General features: G+C 54.9%; 19 protein-coding genes. 10 read left to right on the top strand and 9 right to left on the bottom strand.

All coding sequences use genetic code 11. The annotated features are described in order from the left end of the window. Window positions 1-260 precede the first annotated feature (260 nt). A complete protein-coding gene (locus AC4FIC_RS09800) occupies window positions 261-1934 on the top strand; it encodes a flagellar assembly protein A (RefSeq protein ID WP_100257717.1) in 1674 nt (557 codons plus the stop codon). 255 nt (window positions 1935-2189) lie between these two features. Further along, complete coding sequence (locus AC4FIC_RS09795; protein ID WP_100257718.1) at window positions 2190-3077, top strand: TIGR01777 family oxidoreductase; 888 nt, start codon at window positions 2190-2192, stop codon at window positions 3075-3077. A 250-nt stretch (window positions 3078-3327) separates the two neighbouring features. Here the strand turns inward: AC4FIC_RS09795 and AC4FIC_RS09790 are convergent, their stop codons facing one another. The 6 genes from AC4FIC_RS09790 to trhA all read right to left on the bottom strand — a co-directional run bounded on the left by AC4FIC_RS09790 (window position 3328) and on the right by trhA (window position 10835). Then, window positions 3328-4941: a TRAP transporter large permease gene (locus AC4FIC_RS09790; protein WP_100257719.1), complete on the bottom strand. Its 1614-nt coding sequence runs from the start codon at window positions 4939-4941 to the stop codon at window positions 3328-3330. A gap of 7 nt (window positions 4942-4948) precedes the next feature. Beyond that, window positions 4949-5629 (bottom strand): TRAP transporter small permease, encoded by a 681-nt coding sequence (locus AC4FIC_RS09785; protein ID WP_100257720.1) that lies wholly within the window; start codon window positions 5627-5629, stop codon window positions 4949-4951. An 84-nt stretch (window positions 5630-5713) separates the two neighbouring features. Next, on the bottom strand, window positions 5714-6703 hold the full coding sequence (locus AC4FIC_RS09780) for a DctP family TRAP transporter solute-binding subunit (RefSeq protein WP_100257721.1): 990 nt from the start codon (window positions 6701-6703) through the stop codon (window positions 5714-5716). 199 nt (window positions 6704-6902) lie between these two features. Continuing rightward, on the bottom strand, window positions 6903-8282 hold the full coding sequence (locus AC4FIC_RS09775; RefSeq protein WP_100257722.1) for a sigma-54-dependent transcriptional regulator: 1380 nt from the start codon (window positions 8280-8282) through the stop codon (window positions 6903-6905). Next, entirely contained in the window at window positions 8272-10053 is a 1782-nt protein-coding gene (locus AC4FIC_RS09770) for a sensor histidine kinase (protein WP_476194923.1), read from the bottom strand. The genes AC4FIC_RS09775 and AC4FIC_RS09770 overlap by 11 nt, the downstream gene beginning before the upstream one ends. A gap of 140 nt (window positions 10054-10193) precedes the next feature. Further along, window positions 10194-10835 (bottom strand): PAQR family membrane homeostasis protein TrhA, encoded by a 642-nt coding sequence (gene trhA / locus AC4FIC_RS09765; protein ID WP_100257724.1) that lies wholly within the window; start codon window positions 10833-10835, stop codon window positions 10194-10196. Window positions 10836-10974: 139 nt separating this feature from the next. Here trhA and imuA point away from each other — a divergent pair, with 139 nt between their 5' ends. The 3 genes from imuA to recQ all read left to right on the top strand — a co-directional run bounded on the left by imuA (window position 10975) and on the right by recQ (window position 14894). After that, entirely contained in the window at window positions 10975-11601 is a 627-nt protein-coding gene (gene imuA / locus AC4FIC_RS09760) for a translesion DNA synthesis-associated protein ImuA (RefSeq protein WP_158524371.1), read from the top strand. 1 nt (window position 11602) lies between these two features. Then, a complete protein-coding gene (locus tag AC4FIC_RS09755) occupies window positions 11603-12994 on the top strand; it encodes a Y-family DNA polymerase (RefSeq protein WP_476194375.1) in 1392 nt (463 codons plus the stop codon). A 100-nt stretch (window positions 12995-13094) separates the two neighbouring features. Beyond that, window positions 13095-14894, top strand: coding sequence for a DNA helicase RecQ (gene recQ, locus AC4FIC_RS09750; RefSeq protein ID WP_100257727.1), 1800 nt, complete (start codon window positions 13095-13097; stop codon window positions 14892-14894). 16 nt (window positions 14895-14910) lie between these two features. Here the strand turns inward: recQ and AC4FIC_RS09745 are convergent, their stop codons facing one another. Together AC4FIC_RS09745 and menA are read right to left on the bottom strand one after the other, a co-directional pair. Next, on the bottom strand, window positions 14911-16197 hold the full coding sequence (locus AC4FIC_RS09745) for an Hsp70 family protein (RefSeq protein ID WP_100257728.1): 1287 nt from the start codon (window positions 16195-16197) through the stop codon (window positions 14911-14913). An 81-nt stretch (window positions 16198-16278) separates the two neighbouring features. Beyond that, window positions 16279-17148: a 1,4-dihydroxy-2-naphthoate octaprenyltransferase gene (menA, locus tag AC4FIC_RS09740; protein WP_100257729.1), complete on the bottom strand. Its 870-nt coding sequence runs from the start codon at window positions 17146-17148 to the stop codon at window positions 16279-16281. Window positions 17149-17409: 261 nt separating this feature from the next. Between menA and AC4FIC_RS09735 the strand changes: the two genes are divergently transcribed. The 5 genes from AC4FIC_RS09735 (at window position 17410) to AC4FIC_RS09715 (ending at window position 24582) form a co-directional block, all read left to right on the top strand. Beyond that, window positions 17410-20547 (top strand): error-prone DNA polymerase, encoded by a 3138-nt coding sequence (locus AC4FIC_RS09735; RefSeq protein ID WP_273285874.1) that lies wholly within the window; start codon window positions 17410-17412, stop codon window positions 20545-20547. 309 nt (window positions 20548-20856) lie between these two features. Then, entirely contained in the window at window positions 20857-21807 is a 951-nt protein-coding gene (locus AC4FIC_RS09730; protein WP_287438594.1) for a hypothetical protein, read from the top strand. A 31-nt stretch (window positions 21808-21838) separates the two neighbouring features. Further along, a complete protein-coding gene (locus AC4FIC_RS09725; RefSeq protein WP_100257733.1) occupies window positions 21839-22897 on the top strand; it encodes a CARDB domain-containing protein in 1059 nt (352 codons plus the stop codon). Window positions 22898-23019: 122 nt separating this feature from the next. Continuing rightward, window positions 23020-23628 (top strand): hypothetical protein, encoded by a 609-nt coding sequence (locus AC4FIC_RS09720; RefSeq protein WP_287418322.1) that lies wholly within the window; start codon window positions 23020-23022, stop codon window positions 23626-23628. Window positions 23629-23778: 150 nt separating this feature from the next. Beyond that, on the top strand, window positions 23779-24582 hold the full coding sequence (locus AC4FIC_RS09715; protein WP_476194924.1) for a DODA-type extradiol aromatic ring-opening family dioxygenase: 804 nt from the start codon (window positions 23779-23781) through the stop codon (window positions 24580-24582). Window positions 24583-24621: 39 nt separating this feature from the next. On the opposite strand, the gene AC4FIC_RS09710 is transcribed toward AC4FIC_RS09715, so the two are convergent. Further along, window positions 24622-25239 (bottom strand): PhnA domain-containing protein (locus AC4FIC_RS09710; RefSeq protein WP_490359400.1); only part of this gene is annotated, 618 nt, incomplete at its 5' end.

The following is a 25239-nucleotide window of genomic DNA, read 5'->3' as shown; positions in this document are numbered from 1 at the left end:
AGGTCGATAGGTCGATAGGTCGATAGGTCGATAGGTCTGCAATTGTATTAATTTTAATAAAGCATTAATATAATCTATTCGAGCTTCTGGCCTATGTAATTGTTAAATCACGGTCATATTCAAGCTATAGAGTTGATTAAGAATGTAGCTGCACTAAAACAGTTTTTCGAACTCAAGCGTTGCGTCCAACAGGGAATTCGCCAAGCGGGCCGTTTTTTTGCAATCGCGTTCGCCCTTAGCATTCAGCTCACGGACAAAGTATGACCAACAATATTGAACAGATACGACCCAAGCACCTTGCCTTCAACCTGGAAGTTGATGAAAAATCTGGCACGGCATTCGGTGTTTTGCTTGCAAGCGAGGTCCGCTCAAAACTGAAGCGTGCGCATATCGATAAGGCGTTGTCTGAGGCCAGTTTACTGGAGTGGCGCATAGCTGGCTCGATTATCGATACGTTGCTCGATTACTATGACCAAAAGGTGCCCTGTCGGCTTGCCATCGCTTCACGCTGTGACGCAACCTTCGAGGTGGTCTTGAGTGAAGACCACATGGCGGCCTACATTGATGTTGTGCCCGCGCAAGGCGGCGTAGACCTAAGCGTTGAGAATCTCAGAGAAGGGTTAAGCGCAAACCTGGTTGCTGCTGACCTTATCGATCTGGCCAGTCTTAAGGCGGTTGTCGCTGCACCTGAGGCCCGGCGGATTACCGTTGCGATCGGCAGAGCAGCCATGCCGGGAGTTGATAGCCAGTTCATTTCCTTGGTGGCACAGGACAGTATTCAGCCCAGTGGTGAGGTTAGGGCCATAAACGACAGCATCGATCATCTTGCCGGAAAATCCTACGTAATCGTCGAACCCCGCACCGCCATTATGGAACGGCTTCCACCAAAACCTGGTAAAGATGGCTACAATATCTTTTCTGAAGCCCTCAAATCTTCACCTGGGATAGTAATACCCTGGTCTAGAAATATGACTGGCACCTTTTTTGACAAAGAAAATCCTGAAATAATATATGCCCACATTACTGGCCATCCGGTCATATTTGAAGACGGCGGGCGCATAGATACCAGTTTAGAATTTGATAAGATTGACATTACCACTGGTCATGTTGAATTTGACGGTTCGGTTTTGATCAAAGGCGATGTACACCCCGACATGAAGGTTAAAGCCACCGGTAATATTTTCATAAAGGGCATCGTCGAGCGAGCACAGGTGAAAGCCGGTAACAATCTTATCGTCGACGGCGGAGTTTTGGGTGACCCTAACATGGATGTGCCGGGGATAGGACTTCCGGAATACGATTGCGTTCTCGAAGCCGGCGGCTCGATAGAGGCTCAATACATCAATCTGGCTTACCTAAACGCCGGTAAGAACATCACCGTCAAAGAATACATATTCAATTCCAACCTTAAGGCTGGGAAAAGAGTCGCTGTCGGCAATAAAGGCGGCAAGGGTAGATTAGTCGGCGGTGAAACCCATGCGGTCGAATCGGTTACCGCTAAGACATTAGGTAGCCAAGCTTATAGCGTCACTAAAATCACCCTGGGATATTCCAAGGTTGTTACAGATCTATTTCGGAAACTCGATTTCATTCGGGACCAGCGTGTCAATCAGGCAAAAAAACTACGCAACTTATTGCCGCCAGCGGTGCCAGCGGGCAGCGAAGAAATCGCACGCAGTAAAGACGAATTACATAAAATACGAAAGATCGAAAGTTCTTTACTAATCTTACAAGATGCTTTGAAGGAAATCGATCGGCGGCGAAGACGGGCAACTCCTCAGGAGCATGACCATCCAACACCCTTCATCAGTGCAAAGTCGACCAGCTATCCAAACTGCTATCTAGAAATTAATGGCGCTAGCGTTCGTACCAAAACGGAACAACAAGCCATTATCTATGTGAAAAAAGATGGCATAATAGTTAGGAGAAAATAGTCCATATCGATCGATCAATGCCAAGATGGCGTTTGAAGTTATAACATTAATCCTCGGACCCCGCTCAATTAAATGCCAGAAAAATCGATTAACCGAAAAGCCTCTAGTCCAGTTGCCCCGTCAGCGCGTAATTAATACAACATAAAAAAGCTGCTAGCGGCCAAATCAATCCAGTGCTAAGGTCAGTAGATCAATACTTGGCTCAAGCTCTGACTTCGGCCACCAAAGCGACTGCCCACCACGAGGCCCAAGCGCATGAATATTCTAATAACCGGTGCAACCGGCTTTATCGGCACCGAACTCTGTGGCCTGCTGTCCCGGCAAAACCACGATCTAGTCGTCAAGACTCGCCATCCGGAACGAATCAAGGGCGCAATTAGGGGTATTAGCAGTCTTGCTCAACTCAACCCCGCGGAGACCTTTGATGTTGTGATCAACCTAGCCGGAGAGCCCATTGCCGATAAACGTTGGTCGATAGCCCAGCAACAGCGGATTACGGACAGTCGCCTCAACACTACCCAAGAAATCATTGACTACTTTGCCACTAGCGAATCTAAACCAGCTCTGTTTATCAGCGGTTCTGCAATTGGCTACTATGGTGTCGGCTCTACCGCCGAGTCTATTGATGAGCAAGGTACTGCGGATAACAGTTTTTCCAGTCAGCTTTGCAGCGCGTGGGAAGCCTGCGCCTTGCAGGCCGAGCCCATGGGTATCCGGACCTGCCTACTGCGCACTGGGATCGTTCTGGGCAAAAATGGTGGTGCCCTGAGTAAGATGATCCTCCCGTTCAAGCTTGGTTTAGGCGGCAAAATTGGCACAGGAACGCAGTGGATGCCGTGGATACACCTGCACGACATGGTGGCGTTAATCGCCCACTGTATAGCAGATGAAAGCTTAACAGGCCCGATTAACGCCACCGCGCCCCAGCCGGTGACCAATGCCGACTTTACCAAGGCATTAGGCCATGCCTTGCACCGGCCTACTCTGCTCACTATGCCGGCTATGATGATCGAGCTGCTAATGGGCCAGATGGGCGAAGAGCTGCTCTTATCCGGTAAGCGGGTGTTACCGGTCAAAATAGAACAGGCTGGTTTCCAATTTCGGTATCAACGTCTCGATGAGGCCTTAGCAGACATCCTCTAGCGGGGCACTGAATACGGCCCATATGTTAGGGCCCTTCGCCGGCAAAGCGTTTGGGCCGACAAACCGGAGCATGGCCAGGCACATTATCCCCCCGAGTAAAGCTTGCACCATCATCTTATCCAACGAACATCGTGGCTGATCGACCAGAAGCCTGATCCCATCTATTGCAGGCAAAAAAAACACGCCCCTTAGGACGCGCTTTATCTTATTGACTGCAACCGTTAATGAGTCGGCTACGGTCGAGTCTGCTTTACCGTAGGATGATCTCTGGACCCATAACCAGATAGGGCAACCAGGTTGAGATGGCCGGAATATAGGTGACGATCACCAGGAACACCATCAACACGAGCATAAAGGGCATAGCCGCCTTGACGACCCGCGACAGGCTCATGCCGGTGATCCCGGAGGTGACAAATAGATTGAGACCAATCGGTGGCGTGATCATACCGATTTCCATGTTCACCACCATGATAATCCCTAGGTGAATCGGATCGATCCCCAATGCCATGGCGATTGGAAACACCACCGGTGCAACGATAACCAACAAGCCCGATGGCTCCATAAACTGGCCACCGATTAACAACAGAATATTGACCGCGATCAGGAAGGTAAACCAGTTAAAGCCGATACCCAACATCCATTCGGTAATCATCTGCGGGATGCGTTCAGCCGATAAGGTATGGGCGAACAATAGGGCGTTAGCGATGATAAACATCAACATCACCGTGGTTTTGGTGCCGTCCAGGATCGTCAGACGAGCCTGGCCACCAAACATGCCGGGGATAAAGTTACGCACGATCAGGGATATATTACGACCCCAGATAGACAAGGCTTGCAGCAATGCCTGTCGCTTACTTTGGCCCTGTTGGATGCGCCAATATAGATACGCAGCACAACTGAGTAGGCTGAACACGATAATGAAGGTCCAATGTCCGGGTTCGAAACCATTGTCGCTGGTACCGACCACAAAGAAGGTCAGGATTGAGGACACCAAGAAGAACGAAACACCATAGACCGTGGCACGGAAACCGACCTGGGCCTGGGGCGCATCAGTCGCCATGACCCAAGGCGAATCCTTCAACGGGCCCATGTCTCGGTAGATAAAGATGGCCACCAGCATAGAGTAAATCGCCGCTACAATGGCCGCCTCGGTCGGCGTAAAGACGCCACCGTAGATACCGCCCATGATAATTACCACCAAGAACAGGCCCCAACCGGCTTCTTTGGCGGCATGGAGCCAGTGCACCACACCGTGCCACGGTTCAGACGGCAGGTTCTTCTTGCGTGCCACAACATAGATGGCAAGCATCAACATCAAACCGGCGATTAGACCTGGAATCACACCCGCTAAGAACATCCGACCGACCGAAACGTCGGTCGCTGCGGCGTAAACCACCATCACGATCGAAGGCGGAATCAGGATGCCTAAGGTGCCGGCATTGGCGATAACCCCGGCGGCAAATTCTTTCGAATAGCCGACCTGACGCATACCGACAATGGCTATAGAGCCAATGGCCACCACGGTCGCCGGTGACGATCCGGACAGCGCCGCGAACATCATACAGGCCAAGACCGAGGCCATGGCCAAGCCGCCACGAAAGTGACCGACGGAGGCGATGGCGAAGTCAATCAGCCGCTTGGCAACCCCGCCGGTCGACATAAAGGCCGAGGCCAAGACGAAAAACGGAATGGCCAGCAAGGTGTAGTGTGTACCGGTACCAAACAGGGTAATCGCGATAGACGATAACGAATCCTGTGAGATAAAGGCGACAAAAAAGATCGAAGACAGGCCGAGGGATATACCCACTGGCACGCCCAAAAATAGCAGGGTTAATACCATGCCAAATAAAATCAGAGAATCCATGGTGACCTCAGTCAGCTAATAGGTTTTTATTTTCTTTGACCAAGTCTTCAGCTTCATGTGCACTGATCAGGGCCGCTCGCTTACCGATCGCAATATCGACAAAGGCTTGAGTGCCACGCAACATAAGCAGGGCTAAACCGATGGGTAGCGCGAGTAACACCAGCCATTTGTGCAATCGGTTTTGCAGGCCGAACAGTTCTTGCGCCCAGACCGGGTAACGCAATTCATCGACACCGATACCAAATTTGTAAAACTTACTCCAGTATTCCAGAGCTCCGCCGCTGACATCGAAACCCAATGCCCGTAACCAGGTGGAATCGAGCAAGATCATGCCATAAAGGATGACACAGACAGCGCCAAACAGGCTGAGAACTTTTTCCAGTCGTTTCGGCAAAGCCTTCAAGACAATGTCGACACCCAAGTGGAGATTAGTCTTAATGCCATAGCTCATGCCAAACAGGACCAGCCAGGAAAACATTATGGTGTTAAATTCCAATGCCGCCGACCAACCGGTGTTGAAGCCATACCGCGCAATCACCTGGCCGAAGGATACGGCCATAATTGACGCAATAATGGTAATTAATAGGTGTTCTTCTATATGGTGTATCAGTTTGTAGTAACGCAGTTCTAGTAACCAGATTACCGCGACCAAAACAAACAGGAAAAAATGGGGCCAATAACCAGTCATGACCGGTTCCTCAACAAGGTTTATAAAAGCAGTAAAAATGAGGCAGTACGAACGACTGCCTCTCGTCAGAGACTAGGCTGCTACTTAAGAGCCAGCCGCTGCACTGATCAGATCGGCGCCAATTTGCTTCTCAAATTGCTTCCAAACTGGCTTCATCGCATTCACCCAAGCTTCACGTTGCGTGGCGTTTAGGACGTTGATCTTGCCACCAGCGTTGAGGATATTCTGACGGTTGGTCGCTTCAGCGTCCTTAACGGCTAGGTTAGCCTGAAGGGTAACTTCGTTTGCAATGCGTAAAAACGTTGCACGTACGTCAGCGTCCAGGCTATCCAAGAATTCAGTAGAGGTCATGAACAGGTATGCCAGCAACTGGTGATTGGTTTCTGTTGTGCTGTCCTGAACTTCGTAGAATTTCTTAGTGTAAACGTTAGACCAAGTGTTTTCTTGGCCGTCAACAACGCCCGTCTGCAAGGCACCGTATACTTCAGCAAAAGCCATTGGTTGCGGTGAAGCATCCATAGCTTTAATCATCGCCTTGGCAACGTCAGAGGTTTGCACACGGAATTTCAGACCGGCGGCATCCGTCGGTAAGATCAGCGCTTTGTTGGCGGAGAAATATTTCATGCCCGACATCCAATAACCCAGACCGACAAAACCAACGCCTTCCATTTCATTCAACAGACCACGGCCCGACTTAGACTCGGTGAAGCGAATTGCCGCGTCGATATCTTTAAACACGAAGGGTAAATCGAACACGCCAAATTTTTCAGTATATGAGCCGAATTTTGACAAGGACGGAGCTAGCATCTGGACATCACCCAATAACAGGGCTTCCAATTCTTTGCTGTCGCCGAACAGGGTGCTGTTTGGAAACACTTCGACGCAGAGCTTGCCGTCTAATTCTTTATTGATCTGCTCAGCAAAGTTATTCGCTGCAACGACCTTAGGGTGAGTGGTGCCGCCGGTTACATGGCTAAGCTTGGCAACTATTTCACCCGGCTCACAACTGGCCGCGGCCAGTGACGCAACGGATGTTAAGGTGATGGCCGTGATCAGAGATGTTAGTTTGCGCATATCTTGTACCCTTATTGTTTTTTTAATTTTACGTACCTGTCTCATTAGAGACTGATATTGAGTTTGCAAAGGCAATGCCAACTGCCACCAATTGGACGCAGAGACCCACCTAGCAGGTCAGGCCGAGTTCAATCGGCGACCGAAAGGCCTGTCAATGGGTAGTTGGTTACCCACAAACCTCACTCAGGCGGGTAGCTTGCTACCCATCGAGTTCGTCGTCGGCCAGATCCTTGATCTGAATCTTGAGTCGTTTTATCTTATCGTACAAGCCCTTACGCGACAGACCAAGCGCAGTATAGGTTAGTTTTAGGGAACCGCCATGGCGCATCAATTCTTGTTCTATAACCGTTTTTTCAAAACTGCTAAGGCGCGAAGCCAGGTCGCCGACATGGCTCGATGTTGTCGTTTCTTGGACAAAACCGTTCCACATACCCAAGACAAAGCGATCGGCGTAATTGCGCAATTCGCGGACATTACCCGGCCAGGCATAATGGGTGAGCTGTTCCACCAGCGCCGGTGACAGGGTCGGGATTTCACGCCGATACTTACTGCGCGCGATGCGCGCCAGATGAAAGAACAGCAAGGCAATGTCTTCACGCCGATCGCGCAGTGGGGGAATTTTAAAAGTGATGACATTGAGCCGGTAATAAAGGTCGAGGCGGAACCGATGGTCGCTCGACAGCGTTTCCAAGTCTTCCTTGGTGGCGGCAATAATGGTGATGTCCAAGGCAATGGTCTTATTGGAACCGAGCGGCTCGATGGTGCGTTGCTCGATGGCGCGCAGTATCTTGGCCTGTAAATCCATCGGCATGGAGTCGATTTCATCCAAAAAGACTGTGCCACCCTGAGCATACTCCAGCTTGCCAATGCGTTTTTTGGTCGCACCGGTAAAGGCTCCGGCCTCATGGCCAAACAGTTCGCTCTCGATCAGATCGATCGGCACTGCGGCACAGTTGATCGCGACAAAGGGTTGGTGTTTGCGGTTGGAGAAATCGTGAATGGCACGCGCCACCACCTCTTTACCAGAGCCAGTCTCACCGATAATCAGGCAGTCGACATTGGTATCTGATAGCGCGTTGATCTGCTCACGCAGATAGACAATACCCTCAGAACGCCCCACCAGACGTTGGCTGATCGGATCGTGGTCATCGATGGTCTCGCGCAGACTGCGGTTTTCCAAGACCAGGCGGCGCTTTTCCAAGGCCCGTTTAAGGACCTGGGAGAGTTGTTGCATCGAAAAGGGCTTTTCCAGAAAATCGTAGGCGCCCTTGCGAATCGCTTCCACGGCCAGCGGTACATCACCATGACCGGTCATCAGGATGGTTGGCAGGGCGACATCTATATCCATAACCTTTTGCAGCAAGTCCATGCCGTTCATATCGGGCATCAAAATATCGCTAATCACCACCCCATAGGCGTCACTGGAGAGTCGATTCAGCACCTCGGTGGCGCTCAGGTTGGACTCTACGGTAAAGCCGTCCAACTCCAGGCCCTGCTGTAAGGCATGCAAAAGATCGTCATCATCATCGATCAGCCAAATGGTGGCCGACAACTGCAATTCGGTTAGGCTATCGGTCATGCGTAAGGGGTCCTTGTGCGCGGTCCGGTGAGTGTGAATCATTCGACCAACGTTGCAAGCTGATATCGAAGCGCGCGCCACCGGCGGCAGCAGTGGACAGCCGCAGTTCGCCCTGATGGTCGTTGACAATGTCCTTAACCACCGACAAACCCAGGCCCAACCCTTGGCCTGATTCTTTCGTGGTCATAAAGGGTTCGAACACCACGGCCGCCAAATCGGTGTCGATGCCCGGGCCGGAATCTTCGATGGTCAGGGTCAGCCGATCGCCGTCTAGGGCCGCTCTCAGGGTGATACTATCGCGTTCCGGTCCGGGCGTTTGCCCCTGAATGGCGTCGATGGCATTGGTCAGCAAGTTAAGCAGAATTTGACTAATTTGCACGCCATTGCCGAGCACATAGTAACCCTCACCGACCTGATGGGTCAGGGCAATGGCGCGATTCTTATTACGCGGTTGGACCAACATAATGGCCTCCTCGACACAGGCATTCAGATCAACCCGGGTAAAGCCGCTGGCCGGCTTGCGCGCAAAGGACATTAGCACCTTTGACAGGTTTCCGAGCCGATCGGTCTGGGCGATAATGCGCTGCAGATTGTCCTCGGCGGTGGCAATCTTATCGAGTTTGAGCAGGCGCAAAGCGTTCTCGGCATAGGTCCGCATGGTGGCTAGGGGCTGGTTATATTCGTGGCTTAGGGTGGTGCTCATCTGGCCGATCGCGGCCAATTTTGCGGAGTGAATCAATTCCTGTTGGGTGGTTTTGAGCTGTTGCTCGGCCAGACGTCGATCGTGCACTTCTTGGGTCAAATGCAGGTTGGCCGCCTGCAACTCAACGGTGCGGTGTTTGATCTGCCGCTCCAGTTCGGCGGCGTAAATCTTATCGCGCAACACCGTCTTAATTTGCTGCTCACGGCGGCGGATCAACAAAATGAATATCATGATAATAAGCATGCACAAGACCACCGCGCTGAGCAGGGTTTGTCGGATCAGCGCGGTCTCATCGACCGGTTCGTAGACCGCAACATGCCAACCGATGGTGTTCACTGCCATTTCCGCACGGGCATAAGCGGTCTGGTCGGTGAAAAAATCAATTTGGTCGGCCCGCTGGCCAATCCATTGCTGTTCGCTCGACAGGGTAATCAGTTGATTGGCGTCTTGGGCAATGATGTCCGAGGCCGATAGCGTCCAGGATTGAAACACCGGGGCCAGATCAAGCAGGAACACCAATACGCCCCGGGCAGTCCCATTGATCTGTAAATCCGATGAGAACCCGTACAGTTGGGTCTCCTGGTCGACATAGATATATTGCCGGCCCAACACCCCCTGAGCCGGGGCCTGGGCCAACTTACCCAGTTCAAGGACAGGCAATGAGGCCTCGGCATCCTGCGCTGAAGCAATGATACGGCCATCCTTTGCCAGCAGCAGGACATTCTGTGCACCACTGAGATAGCGCACCTGACGCAGCCAGACGCTGCCGACATTGCCATCCACTAGATCGGGCAACCAATTGCGCTGATCGCCATGCCGGCCGATGAGCACGGGCAAGAGCCGATACTTTTCCAAGCGACTCTCTAATATCTGGACCTGCAACGCCAACTCATAGTCAGCCTGGCGTTGGGCTTGCTCGAGAATCCGCTCATAGCCCTGGCGATAGCCTATTTCGAACAGGCTCGACAAGGCCCCCACGGCCAGCACGGCCGCTAACAGCCAGAGCCCAGAGTTACGTTGCCAATAATGCCGTTTTCGATCGAGATCGTAGAGTTTGGTTGCCGTCATAGTTTTATTTTTCACTCTAATGCTAATGGCCGAGAAAAGCGATCCCTCTTCTGGCGTAGAGCGATAAGGATTGGCCAACTCAAGGTCAGCCAATCCTTAGATTGCGTTAGGGGTGCGGCCGTTCGAACGGCGAATGGTACTCAGAAGGCATAAAACAGGATAGCAAAATAGTGCAGCGTGGCACCGGCGAGGACAAAGAGATGCCAAATGGCGTGGTTCAAGGGAATGCGTTTATTAACATAGAACACCACTCCGCCGCTGTAGGCTAGGCCGCCAGCAACCAACAGGGTAAGACCCTGTGGCGCCATATTGGCGATTAACGGCTTAATGGCAACGAGTACCGCCCAACCCATTAGCAAATAGAGCGTTACCATCAGCGCCTTAATCTTGCGTGCCGGCGACAGCTGCAGCACGGTACCGATCAGGGTCAAACCCCAAACTACACCAAACAGCGACCAACCCCAGACGCCCCTGAGATTGATCAGGGTAAAGGGGGTATAGGAACCGGCGATGAGATACAGAATCGCGAGATGGTCGATCTGACGCAGTACCTTGCGGATCGGCGCGGGCTGAATGGCATGGTAGAGGGTCGAGGCCAAAAACATAAACACCAGAGTCGTACCATAGATACTGGCACTGACCACCTGCCATGGATCCTCGGTTGGGATCGTCACCATCAACAGCACCACCAGACCAACGATCGCTAGGACGGTTCCGATACCGTGGGTCAGGCTGTTGGCCCATTCTTCTAGGGCGCTATAGCGCGGCAGTAGTTCAGTCATGGGCCGGTCTCAAGTAAATAATATACAACTGTATATTTAATCAAGATGAATGCAACCTTTTTATTCTCTGGCAAATCAATCGCGCTTCGCTATACTGTATATCCATACAGCAAAAGGCATGCGCCATGAGTTTCCTCGCGTGAGCTTAGTAGACACCCTGACCGAACAGGGTCGGATCTGGACCGCGCGGGACGCACGGGAAACGACCGTCGCCGCCATAAGCAGCGGCTATGCCGAGCTGGATGCCCTGCTGCCGGGTCATGGCTGGCCCTTAGGGGCTGTGACAGAGATCCTCTACCCTGAGCTCGGCTGCGGCGAGTTGCGCCTGCTGCTGCCGGCCTTGGCCCGATTAAGCCAGCAGGACGAGCGCTGGCAACTCTGGTTAAATGTGCCCTTGCCACCCTGTGTCCCCGCCCTACAGCATTGGGGTTTTAATACCCGGCGCCTATTGCTGGCCCATACCAGCCGGCCGGTCGATGTCTGCCACAGCCTGGAAAAAAGCCTTCAGAGTGGCGGCTGCCAAGCCGCCGTGGTCTGGTTGACGCAGCTCGACAAGGCCTTGATGCGGCGCATCCAGCTGGCCGCCGAAAGCGCCCGGGTGGCAGTCTTTATGCTCCGACCGAGCCAATTTGAAAATCAGCCCAGCGTCGCGTCGTTGCGCCTGGCGATTAACGCCCAGGGCCGGATTAATATCATCAAACGCCGGGCCGGCTGGCCGGTCAATGATCTACAGATCAGCCTGCCGCTCAATCGGGTCGGTTGCTAACATGCTCTGGCTGCATATTCACTTTCCGCGCCTAGCCCTAGAAGCGCAGTTTATGGCCGACCCGCGACCGCTGCCGCAACTGCTGCTGATTCCCGGTCAGCACACCATCGTGCAATGCAACGCCGCCGCCGTCAGCCAGGGTGTAAGGGTCGGCATGAACAAGAAGACCGCCTTTTGCTTGCTCGCCGACTGCGCCATCGCCGACTATGACAGCCATTTAGAAGGCGAGTCACTCAACCAACTGGCCCTGCTCTGCTACCATCAGGCGGCGCAAATCAGCCTATTGCCACCTCAGGGCTTACTGCTCGAAGTCGGTTCCATGCTGCCGCTCTTTGCCGGCCTAGATGCCTATTGGCACGACTTGACTCAGCGCCTCGACAGCAGCGGCTTCGAATACCGTATGTCGACCGGCCATACGCCCTCGGCGGCGCGTATTCTCGCCGAGGCCGGACTTGGCCTGTGCAGCGACGACATCGAGGTTCTGCAACAAAACCTGCTCCAGCTGACAGTGGCACAGCTCGGCTTGCCGGCGCCATTGGTCGATAAACTGCAAGCCATGGGCATTCGCCAATACGGTCAGCTCAAGAGCACGCCGCGCAAGGAGCTTGGTTATCGCTTTGGCATAGACCTGATTGAACGCCTGCAGCGCTTGGAAACCGACAACCGACCGCCGGTCAGTTTTAAGCTGCCCGAGCGTTTTGCGCAGGTGATGCATCTCAACTATGACGCCGAACAGGCGCGCGGTCTGCTGTTTCCGTTGCGCCGCGCGTTGTTAAACCTCGAAGCCTATCTGCTCTCGCGTCAGCGGGTGTGTGAAAAGTTACTGATTAGGTTGGCGCACCGTGACGGCCGCAGGAGTCTGTTAACGATACCCTCGGTGCGCGGCTGTTACCGGCAAAGCGACTGGCTAGCCTTACTGCAGCTGCAGCTTGATCAGACCCAGCTGATCGATCCGGTGGTCAGCCTAACCCTGCGCGCCAAGGGCTTTTTACCCATGCAGGCGGAAAACGCCGATCTGGTTGGCGATCGCTATCTGCAGGGCGATGCCGATCGGATGCATGCTCTGTTATTGGCCCGACTCGGCGAAGACCGGGTGCAGACCCTAAAGGCCGAAGCCGACCCTCGCCCGGAGGTGGCCAGTCAGCTGCAAAATTCCCACAGCACGCGCAGCGCACAGTTTATGCGCCAGTGGCCAAGCCTACTCTTGCCCGAACCGAAGGCCATTCCGGTTCAGGAATACCAGCTGATCAGCGGTCCGGAGCGCATCGAAGGGGGCTGGTGGGATAATGGCCGGGTTCGACGCGACTACTACATTGGCCAACAGGGCCAGCAGCGCGTCTGGCTGTTTCGGCGCGACGATGGCGGGTGGTTTTTGCACGGTCTGTTTGCTTGACGCCTGTCACGCAGTGCCCAAAGCCGGGCCTGACAGGCTGGTCGTCAGCGTCCAGACAGGCTATATTGCCCGGCACATCGACCCCAGGAGCCCATTGAAAATGCAGGACGCGACGCAAATTCTGAATCAGGTATTTGGCTATACCGCCTTCCGCCCACCGCAGGGGGAGGTCATCGAGACGCTGCTCGGCGGCGGCGATGCCTTTGTGTTGATGCCCACCGGCGGTGGTAAGTCGCTCTGTTTTCAAATTCCGGCGCTGGCACGACCGGGCATCGGCATCGTTATTTCGCCACTCATTGCGCTGATGCAAGACCAGGTCGATGCCCTGTGCCAATCCGGCGTACGCGCCGCCTGCCTGAACTCGACCATGCCGCCGGGCCATAACGCCGAGATTGAGCGTCGCGCCGTGGCCGGCGATATCGATATTCTCTATATAGCGCCAGAACGACTGACCCAGGCGCAAACCCTAACGTGGCTGGCCCAGCTGCAGATCTCACTGTTCGCCATCGATGAGGCCCATTGCGTGTCGCAATGGGGCCATGACTTCCGTTCCGACTATCTCAAGCTCAGCCTGCTGCATGAACGCTTCCCGACCATTCCGCGCATCGCCCTGACCGCCACCGCCGATGAGCGCACTCGGGCCGAAATTATCGAGCGCCTGCAACTGGGCAATGCGCGCACCTTTATCAGCAGTTTCGACCGACCCAATATCGATTATCGGATCAGCCAAAAGCTCAAACCCAAGGATCAACTGCTCGACTTTATTCGCCAAGAACATGCCGAGCATGCCGGCATCGTCTATTGTTTGTCGCGCAAAAAGGTTGAAGCCACGGCGCTCTGGTTGCAGCAGCAGGGCTTTAATGCCCTGCCCTACCATGCCGGCCTAGATGCGACAGTACGGCAAACAAATCAGCGCCGCTTTCTCACCGAAGAGGCGGTGATTATCGTCGCCACCATCGCCTTTGGCATGGGCATCGACAAACCCGATGTGCGCTTTGTCGCCCACCTGGATCTGCCCAAGAGTGTCGAAGCCTATTATCAGGAAACCGGCCGAGCCGGACGTGACGGTCAGGCCGCCACCGCCTGGATGGTCTATGGCCTTGAGGATGTGATTAAGCTTAAGCAGATGATGGCCGGCTCGGACGGCGATGAACAGTTTAAACGGCTGGAGCAGCAGAAGTTGAACGCCATGCTCGGCTTGGCCGAGATCACCAGCTGCCGACGCCAGGTGCTGTTGCGCTACTTTGGTGACCGACTGCCCGAGCCCTGTGGCAACTGCGACAACTGCCTGAGCCCGGTAGCAACCTGGGATGGCACCGACGCCAGTCGCAAAGCGCTCAGTTGTGTCTTTCGCACCGGTCAGCGCTTTGGTGTGGGCCATCTGATCGATGTGCTGCGCGGTAAAAATACCGACAAAGTGCGCCAGTTTCGCCACGATCAGGTCTCGACCTTTGCCATCGGCCAGGATCTCAGCGACACCCAATGGCGGTCGGTGTATCGCCAATTGGTGGCGCGCGGTTTGATCAATGTCTTGGATGAATACGGCCAGCTGCAATTGGCTGAACCCAGTCGCGCCCTGCTCAAGGGTGAGAGTCGGATCGAGTTGCGCCTCGACAAGGCGCCAAGCAAAACCACCCGACCCGGTAAGTCACGCACCAGCGTCGACATTCCGGCCGCCGACAGCGCCCTCTGGGATGCCCTTAGAGCGTGCCGATCGGCCATCGCTAAGGCACAGAAGGTACCGCCCTATGTGATTTTTCACGATGCCACCCTGCAACAGATGCTCAGCGTCCGGCCTCAGTCGTTGGCGGCACTGGGCAGCATCGCCGGCATTGGTGACAAGAAACGCGAACAGTATGGCGCGGCGTTTCTCGCGGTTCTGGCCGACTTCGCGGCCTAGCCCTAGGCCGCAGGCATCAATAGCGCCGCTGAGCTTCCAATACCAGGCCCTTACCGACGCTGTTAAAGAGATCCCCGCTGACCCAGTTGGCGTCCGGAAATTGGCTTTGAATTAACGCCCGAACCGAGGGCAAGGCGGTCGAACCGCCGGTGGTAAAGATGGTATTGATAGCACCCTTGCCGATACCGGCCTGCGCCAGGGTTTCCGCTACGGCGGCAAAGACTCGATCGACATCGGACTGAATCGCCGCATCGAGTCGGGCCCGGTTGACCGGATGGGCCAGGACGTCGCCAGAGCCTGAGTCGCGGTTTAAAAAACTCAAGTCAATCTGTGTTTCCTGCCGATCGGCCAGATCGATCTTGGCCTGTTCCACCTGCCCGGCCAAGCGATGCCCGTCCTTCTGTTTGAGCAACTGAATCAGCCGTGCGATGGCGTCCGGTTGCGCCATATTCAGCCGCAAGTCGGCCAGATCGCGCAACACCTTGGGGTCATAGAGAGAGTGGATACGATGCCAGGTACCCAGATCGACATAATAGTGAATCGGCATGGCCAGATTGGGTTTGTCCTTGTAGGGCACGCCTAAGCCAAAGTGCGGCATCACCGTTGCCAAGCTCAAGTGGCGATCGAAGTCGGTGCCGCCTATATGAATGCCGTGATTGGCCAGTAAATCGGCCTGTCGATCGGTCTTCTCGCGGTTGGCCTTAGACAGCTTGATCAGGGTAAAGTCAGAGGTTCCGCCGCCTATATCGATAATCAAGGCAATCTCTTCCCGATCCACGGTCTGCTCGTAGTCGTAAGCGGCGGCTATGGGTTCAAACTGAAAGGAAATGTTTTTAAAACCAACCGCCCGGGCGATCTCGCTCAGCCGGGCTTCCGCAGCGGCATCGAGATCGGGATGGTGATCGTTAAAGTGCACCGGCCGGCCCAAGACCACCGACTCCAGCGCCTGATTGGAAAACTGTTCGGCGCGCTGTTTCAGGCTTTGCATAAAGAAGCCGATGATGTCATTAAAGGTATAGAGCTTGTTTTTAATCTGGGTGCCATCGTCCATTTGACGAGAGCCGAGGATGCTTTTCATCGAGCGCATCAGCCGACCAAAATCACCGCGCGTATAGTCCTCAATGGCATGACGACCGAAACTGATGTTATCGCCTTCGAAATCAAAAAACAGTGCGCTCGGCAGGGTCGTCTCCAGCGCACCGGTGCGAGGATGTTTTTCCAGCGGCACCATGGTTGCACGCTGATCAATTACCACACCCACGGTCGAGTTTGAGGTACCAAAATCCAAACCACATAGCGACATAGGTCACGCTCACAGCAATAAAACGGCCGCGGATTTTAGACGTTCTGACCGGCCTTGCCAACCCTACTTTGGCCCGGCGTGTTAAAACACCACCAGCACCGCGCTCATGGCCAGGCAATAGAGCAGCACCAACTGAGCCGTTTGAGCCAATTGCAGATTCAAGCCAGCACCTTGACGCACGCGGATCGCGCCCACCAACCGGCGCAAGAAGGGCGTCATCATCAAGACCGGAATCAATGACACCAGACCCAAGGGAAAGCTGATCACCAGATGGCCGACCACGGCTGTGATCAGCAGGCCAACATAGAGCTGACGCGCTCGATTATCCCCCAGCACCACGGCCAATGTATGTTTATTGGCTGGGCGGTCGGTGGCGATATCGCGGATATTATTGACCAACATAATGGCCGCACTGATCAAGCCGGCAACGGTGCCATAGCCCATTACCACAGGATTGATCTGCAAGGTATGCACATAATAGCTGCCGCCCACGGCCAACCAGCCAAAAAACAGCAGCACCGTCACCTCGCCCAAGGCGTGCGAAGCCAGAGGCCAGGGACCGCCGCTATAGGCAAATACCGCCAATAGAGCGGCCAGACCAAAGGCCAGCAAGCCCCAGCTGCTCAGCGCGACTAACCAGAGGCCGCTGGCGATGGCCAGCGCACTGACCAGGCCCAAGCCCAGCAGAAGCTGAAAGGGCGACATCAGCCCGGCCTGGGTGACCCGAGTCGGGCCCTTACGCAAGGCGGTGTCGACCCCGGAGCGGCCATCGAACCAGTCGTTGGCGAGATTGACGGCAATCTGCAGACAAAGGGCACAGATTAGCGCCAACCATAGGTTCAACGGCTGTAATAGGCCATCGTGATAGGCCAGGGCCGAGCCCAGCAGGATGGGGCTGACCGAGGCGGCCAGCGTTTTAGGACGAATGGCCAGTAGCCAGGGCTTTAGCATGGTCAAAAACTTTTCCGGAAGACGATAGAGAGGGCCCTCAATAGGGTGACCTGGCTAGCCTAGAGGATGCCATAGATCCGAGACAGGTCAAATGATTCTCTGGGCCCCTGACCTAAGGCTAGCACTAAGATCCAGGGCCGATCGATCCGAGCAGCATAGGACCTCGGATACAAATCGCTGCACAATAGCTTGCTTGGGGACTGTCGCATCGGGGTGAAAATCTGATACTGTATGGATAACCAGTATTTATTCTGAGCCGCCATGTCGACACCCGATCCCGAATTTGCAGAATTGCATTGCCTGAGCAACTTTAGTTTCCTACGTGCCGCGGCGCACCCACAGGAGCTGATCAGCCGAGCCGCCGAACTGGGCTATCGCGCCTTGGCAATTACCGACGAATGTTCGCTGGCCGGCGTCGTGCGCGCCTGGCGCAGCGTGCAGCAAAATGCGCTCCAGATTAAACTGATCATCGGCTCTGAGTTTTATGTCGAGGGCCATAACCTGGTCTTGCTGGCCAAAAACCAACGCGGTTACCAACAGCTGTGTCAGTTGATTACCCGCGCTCGGCGGCGCAGCGACAAGGGCGCCTATCTGCTTTACTTGAAGGACTTTAACCAGCAGAGCACATCCGACTGTATCCTGCTCTATGCCCTGCCCCGCCACGGTGATGTCCAGTCGACTCTGATGCATCTGCAACAACACTATGCCGAGCGCCTCTGGCTGCTAGCGGAAAATCTACTCGCCAATGGTGACGCCGAATATATAGCCCGTGTAGTGGAGACCGCCCGCGCTGCCGCCCTGCCCATTGTTGCCAGCAGTCATGCCCTAATGCACCGCCCCAGCCGCAAGCCGTTGCACGATTGCCTGACCGCGATCCGCGCCAATCAAGCCATCGAGTCGGTGCGCCAGCTGTTAAAACCCAATGCCGAGAACCATTTGCGCGCGCGCAAAAAACTCGCCTCTATCTACCCATCGGAGTGGTTGGCCGCCAGCCTGGAGATCGCCGAGCAGTGCCACTTCGATTTGCGCAGCATCCGCTACAACTACCCGAAAGACACCCTGCCCGGCCAATATACGGCGGTCGAATATTTGCGCTTACTGGTCAACCAAGGCGTGCAGAAACGCTTCGGTCAGCAGGCCGGAGCGGAAATTCTCGCGGTAATTGACAAGGAGCTCGGTCTGATCCGGCTGAAAAATTACGAGCACTATTTTTTAACCGTTTACGACATAGTGCGTTTTGCCAAGGGGCGCGGCATTCTCTGTCAGGGGCGGGGCTCGGCGGCTAATTCGATCGTCTGCTATGTCTTGGGCATCACCGAGGTCAACCCGCAGGAGGCCTCGTTGCTGTTCGAACGCTTTATCTCTGAAAGCCGCAATGATCCGCCCGACATAGATGTCGACTTTGAACACGAACGGCGCGAAGAGGTCATCCAATACATCTACCAACGCTATGGCCGAAAGCGCGCCGCACTCGCCGCCACGGTAATCACTTACCGACGCAAAAGTGCCCTGCGCGATGTTGCCAAGGCACTGGGCATAAATATTGAGCAGCTCGAGCAGAAGATCGCCAATTACGGCTGGCGTTATCGGGCCAGCAACTGGATCGATGAGATCGTCAACGACGGGCTCGGGTTAGCCCAGCATCAAATTGAAATCTTTAAACAGCTGCTCGATGAGATCAGCGGTTTTCCGCGCCATCTATCGCAACATGTCGGCGGCTTTGTGATTACCGAGGGGAACATCACCGACCTGGTGCCGATTGAGAACGCCAGCATGGCCAACCGCACCGTTATCCAGTGGGACAAGGACGACCTGGAAGCGCTCGATATGATGAAGGTCGATATACTCGCCCTAGGCATACTGAGTGCGGTGCGCAAGACACTCGATTATATTCGCCAGTTTCATCAGACCCCGATCCGCATTCAGGATATAGCGCGCGACGATCCGGCGGTGTTTGCGATGATTCAGCAGGCCGATACGGTTGGCGTGTTTCAGATTGAATCGCGCGCGCAAATGAACATGTTGCCGCGCCTCAAACCGGCTTGCTATTACGATCTGGTGATCCAGGTCGCCATCGTTCGACCGGGGCCAATTCACGGCGACATGGTGCATCCCTATTTAAAGCGCCGCAGCGGACTGGAAGCGGTCGACTACCCCAAACCGGAACTGCGCCCGGTGCTCGAACGTACCCTGGGCATCCCCATTTTCCAGGAACAGATCATTCGCTTGGCCATGGTCGCGGCCGACTTCAGCGCCGACGAGGCGAACGATTTACGCCGCTCGATGGCCAGCTGGAAGAACGCTGGGCACATCCAAACCTTACGCGAAAAGCTGACCAACAAGATGCTCGCCAATCACTATCCGTTGGACTATGTCGAGCGCATCAACCGGCAGATCGAAGGCTTTGGCGAATACGGCTTTCCGGAATCGCACGCCGCCGGCTTCGCGCTGATCGCCTATATCTCAGCCTGGTTGAAATATCATTATCCGGCGGCCTTCTGTTGTGCCCTGCTCAATAGCTTGCCGATGGGCTTTTACAGCGCATCGCAACTGGTGCAGGATGCTCAGCGCCATCAGGTGGCCATTCTACCGGCCGACCTCAACCTCAGTGCCTGGGACAGTTGCCTGACCACCAGCGCGACCGGCGCGACCGCGATCCGCATCGGCCTGCGGCGCATCAAGGGACTGCGCGCCAGTGCCGGACTGAGCTTGCTGCTGCACCGCCCCGACGCCGGTTACCAGCAAATTCACCAACTCGAACGGGTACCCGGCCTAAGCCGCGCCGATCTGGACGCCTTGGCCAGCGCCGATGCCTTGGCCCAGATCAGCGGGCATCGCTTTCAGGCCCGTTGGCAGACCGCCGCGCTGAATCAGCAACAGGATCTGCTCAGCACCGCCTTTACGGATGACGACCACAGTCTGGCGGCGCCGGATGAGTTTGAAAACCTGATTGCGGATCAGAACAGTACCGGCCTATCGCTGCGCAAACATATATTACAGCTGCTGCGCGAAAAGGAATTACTGCCCGCCACGCCAACCGCCGACCAACTGCTCGACCTGGCCCTGACCGCGCAACGCAAACCCCATCGGCTCAAGGATGCCAAGGTGCAAATACCCATAGTAGTGAGCGGCCTGATCACCAACAGACAGATGCCCAAAACCGCGACTGGGGTTACCTTTATCACTCTGGAAGACCATACCGGCAATATCAATGTCATCGTCTGGCTGGCTGTCGCCCAGCAGCATCTGCGCACCCTGACCACCGACACATTGGTGATCATCAAGGGCCTGCTCGAGAAGGCGCCCGACAGCGATGTGATCCATGTGATCGCGCAAGAAATTAAGGGCTTCAGCCACGTCCTCGGCGAACTGGAACTGCAATCACGTAACTATCATTGAGCTTGCGCAATTAACTGAATATCCATAGTCCAAAATGGACAATAGAGTTCAGAAGTTTTAGATCACCTTCTCAAAATACCGGACGCACACTCTTATAATGGTTTGGCTTCAAAGGATTGCTCACGAAAAACGGTCCAACTCTGGGATAGGTTTTCTGAATGTCGTTTGTTGTATTTTGGCCTTAGCCCACGCTTACGTTGCCTGCCCCGCTCTGGGTGCAGTGCGCTGTTCCCCGCTCCGTTTGATGACTCGTCCTTTGCCGGCACTGAAACTTTTTAAAGTTGATAAAAAAGCAAAGGAGAAAATGCCATGAGATTAATCTCGATAAGCGTCACCCTGTTTGGCTTGCTGTTTGGCCTGCTATTCGGCACGGCGCAGGCCACGACTGTGCTGTATCAGGATTTCAATCAGTTGATCGACACCAGCCAGCATGTCCTGACTGGCGTGGTCACCCAGATGGACGCTAACCAAGCAGCCAATGGCGACATCTACACCACCCTAATTTTGCGCGATGCGGCGCGTATCACGGCCGCGGGTTCAACACCCATCGCCAAGGCGGTCAGCCTGCGCTTTAAGGGCGGCACCGTTGCGCAACTGGACAAACAACAGCGCCAGGTCGGCGAACAAACCTTACTCACCCACGGTGCACCAGAGTTCAGTCTGGGAGACAGCCTAGTGGTCTTTGTCAGCCATAATGGCGTCGCGGACATGCCCTTCGTCGGCTTCAGTCAGGGCGTCTTCAAGGTCAACGGCCGCCAAGAGGTGCTCACCGCGCAGCAAGAGCCGATCGTTGGTTTTCAGGGTGCCGATCTTATTACCGAAACGGCACAGGGTTTAATGGCCCGCGGCCAATTGCTTGCTACCGGCGCAACAGCCGAGCAACAGTCTGCCGAGGGCGTGCAGCTGCTCAGTTCTGATGGCGGCCTGGACCGCTTAGTGCACCGTTCAGTGGCCACCAATAAGGCTGCGCTGATGCAACGCCCGCGCGCCTATGCCCCGGTCGATGTGCGTAACTTTGTGTCCATGATCCAAGAACGCAAGGCCCAACAACTGCACGTTCATGGCGGGTCGATTGCGACCCAAGTAAGCCTCAAGGACCTGTTTAGCTTGCCGGCGCTTAGCACTTTGGTGGCGACCGAACGGGATGCCCAACTGGCCGGAACGCGAACACTGAACCGGCAGACCCTGGCGGATCCGCAAGCACGACCGGTATTACCGCTGGCCGAACCGGAAGCCAATCAGTTGACCGATTCTGAATAAGAGCAGACAGACACTAACAAGGACTCTCACCATGAAAAAACGAACTCAGTTAATGCTTTCCGGCGCGCTAATAGCCTCCTTGGCCGCGCTGGCGATGACTGCAAATGCCGCCGCATGGCGCACTTGCAACGGCAACAAACAGATCTGGCGCAGCGATTGGACCAACATGTATTTGTCCACCACCTCCTTCCCCATCGGTTCCCAATGGGACCTGCGGACCCAATATAAGATGGCCGAGTGGAATGCCATTCGCGGCAGTAACTTCCGCTTTTATGTCGGCCGCGATACCGACGGCAGTCACAACAGTTCCAATGGTCGCAACGAAGTCTATTTCGAATACAAGCCATCGGACTCCTACCTTGGCGTGACCCGCTCTCGGCTAACCTGCTATTGGCTGTTTGGGACCCGGTACGGTTATGACGAGGCCGATATCGGCATCAACACCCGCTATGCCTGGACCTTGGGCGACTTTACCGGCTCCAACACCGGATCACCCTATAACTTTGAGCTGGTCATGATGCATGAACTCGGTCATGCCTTGGGTTTGCTGCACTACGACGGTCGACCGGACACCATGAATACCTACTATTTCAATGGCGGGCCGATCGGTCATTACAACACCGTCGAACCCCATGCCGATGACCGTTGGGGCTTGCGTCTGCTCTACCCAGACAGCACGACAGAGCGCGATGTCTCGGTCTCGCGTTTCTATAATACCGGCGGCGGTGCCTCGAGCTTTAATCGGGTGCGCAACACCTCCGGCTCTTGGGTCACCAGCCTCAATCGTGGCAGCCAATATGATTTGGAATACACCCTTGAAAACCTGGGTACCCAAGGCGAAACGCCGAGCATTCGCTTCTATCTGTCGACCAACAATTATATCTCCACCGGCGATACTTACCTCGGCGGGGCCGGCTGGAATATGCCATCGGGCAGCTATGCCACTGCGGACAAACGTTTTACCGTTCCAACTGGCCTAAGACCGGGAACCTATTATATCGGCTATGTGGTGGACCCGACCGGCAGCATTCCGGAAAGCAGCGAAAGCAATAATTTTGTCTCCCTGTTACATCCGCTCACCATCCGTTGATCGATGCGGCATTGCACACTCGATTAAGCTGACGAATGTGCGATGCCGCACACAGAACGGCTGTAAAAGGCGCGGCATATTATGGGCCCTTTACAGCTGAGTTATTTTTCAGGAGAAACAACATGGCAACCTTTTTCGCATCGCTGGTGCTGATGATGAGCCTATTTATCCTCAGCAGTTGCTTACCCTTAGACGAATCGACCCAGTCTGCTAGCTGTCTGCCGCCCATAGATATGACCGCCGGCGAGCAGCTTACCTACCAGGTCAGCTTGGTCGACGAACTGTTTACCCTGCGTTTAGAGCAGACCGACAGTCAGACTCTGAGCCTAACCCAAAACTCATCCCGCGCGCCGAGCACCACGGTGACACTGACGTGGCAAGACCAGGCCGAATGTCCTAACTACAAGACCGACCAGACCCTCTCCTTGGTTGACCAACTGTTGGTGTACAACAGCCGACCGTTGACTCTGGTACGCGACCTCACCGAAGAGCCCCTGCTCGGAGCGGAAAACCCACCCACTCAGTTGCTGGAGACCAACCTGGTGTGCCGAGCCGCGCCGCCGTTCGAAACCTGCGAGGCGGATTACCAATTGGATGGCCAGATGTATCATTGGCGCGCCGTCACGCAGGTCGATGGCACTAGACCCGGCTTTGGTCTGAGCGAGTTTAGCCTACAAAACCTCAGCCGTTCGTTGGTTAACATTGAGTTAATCGAGTGGAATGGGCTCTAGCCAGCAGGTCGGACCTTATGGCGGGGCTACTACCATGGCAGGGAGCTAGAAGGGTCAGATCAACTGAACGACATCCTCAGTATTTTTTGCTAACCCTGGGCGGTCGGAATGACTAGACTGGTTACAAAATCATCTGGGCCAAAACCGGTAATGAGCACTGAAATCAGTAACGGATCCATCATCTTCGTGCCGCATGGCGGCGGACCGCTGCCATTGATGGACGATGCCGAACACCGTCCATTAACAGCCTTTTTACGCCAGGTCGGTGGTCAATTGAAACGCCCTAGCGCCATTATCCTGGTTACCGCGCATTGGGAAGCCAATCCGATTCGTGTCTCAAGCGCGGCGCAACCGGGCATGTTATTCGACTACGCCGGGTTTCCCGCCCATACCTACCAATACCGTTACCCCGCCGTTGGTGCGCCCAAACTGGCTCAGGCCATTGTCGCGGCGCTTCAGGCCGACGCAATTTCAGCGGTCGAAGATGCCGAGCGGGGGTTCGATCACGGTACCTTCGTACCGCTTATGCTGATGTATCCAGATGCCGATATCCCCGTGATACAGATGAGCTTGCACCCGAGTTTAGACCCAGCAGTGCATATCCGCATTGGTCAGGCGCTGGCGCCCTTTGTCGATCAGGGCGCCCTATTAGTCGGTTCGGGTCTATCGTTTCACAATATGCGCGCCTTCGGTGGCGGCGACACTCAAGCAACGGCCAAGAGCAAAGTCTTCGATGACTGGCTCAATCAGACCCTGGCCAGCAACCCTGACGCGGCGAAGTATGGCTTACATCATTGGCTCGAGGCACCGGAGGCTCGTTTCTGTCACCCCAGAGAAGAACATCTACTGCCGCTGATGGTCTGCTATGGCGCCGCCAGTGCGCGCCAACAACAGCTCAAGCCGCTATTCCAGGGCCAGCTCTTTAAGACTCATATATCGGGCTTTGGCGTTTAGAAGATGGGCGCGCGCCTATTCACCGAGCCGGTGGGTTTATTAGGCTTTTTTCAGAAAGGCCGCGACTAAGACAATACGGGTGCCATTGACCTTGCCTTCAATATGCTTTGGGTTATCCGTAAGGGTGATGCCGCGCACCATCGTGCCGCGTTTAGCGGTAAAGCCGGCACCCTTAACGTCCAAATCTTTGATCAGCGTGACCGTATCGCCAGACTGCAACACGACACCGTTGCTGTCACGCGTCACCTCGGCACTGTCATCGACCAGTCCGGCCTTGGCCCAGGCCATCAGCTCATCGTCTAGATAGAGCATATCCAAGGCGCTCTGGGCCCAAGACTCACTGGATAATTCCTGCAACAACCGCCAGGCCAAGACCTGAACGGCGGGGGTCTGGCTCCACATACTTTCATTGAGGCACATGAAATGGCGAGGGTCTTTTTCTAGCGCACCGGATGCCTGATCTAAGCAGGCGTTGCAGAGCAGCACACTGGCGTCGGCACCGAGTTCGTTACCGCCCTCAACTAAAAAACCAGCAAGACCGGCGGTGCTTTTGCACAGTTCACAGACACCGCCACTGCGGGTTTCCAATAATATTTGCGTCGACATATAAGTTCTACTTGTTGGATTTTGTCCGCCATTGTAATCGATCCGCACATT

This window comes from Reinekea sp. (assembly GCF_982785585.1).
The sequence above is the reverse complement of the archived record's forward strand: the minus strand, read 5'-3'. Positions and strand labels throughout refer to the sequence as shown.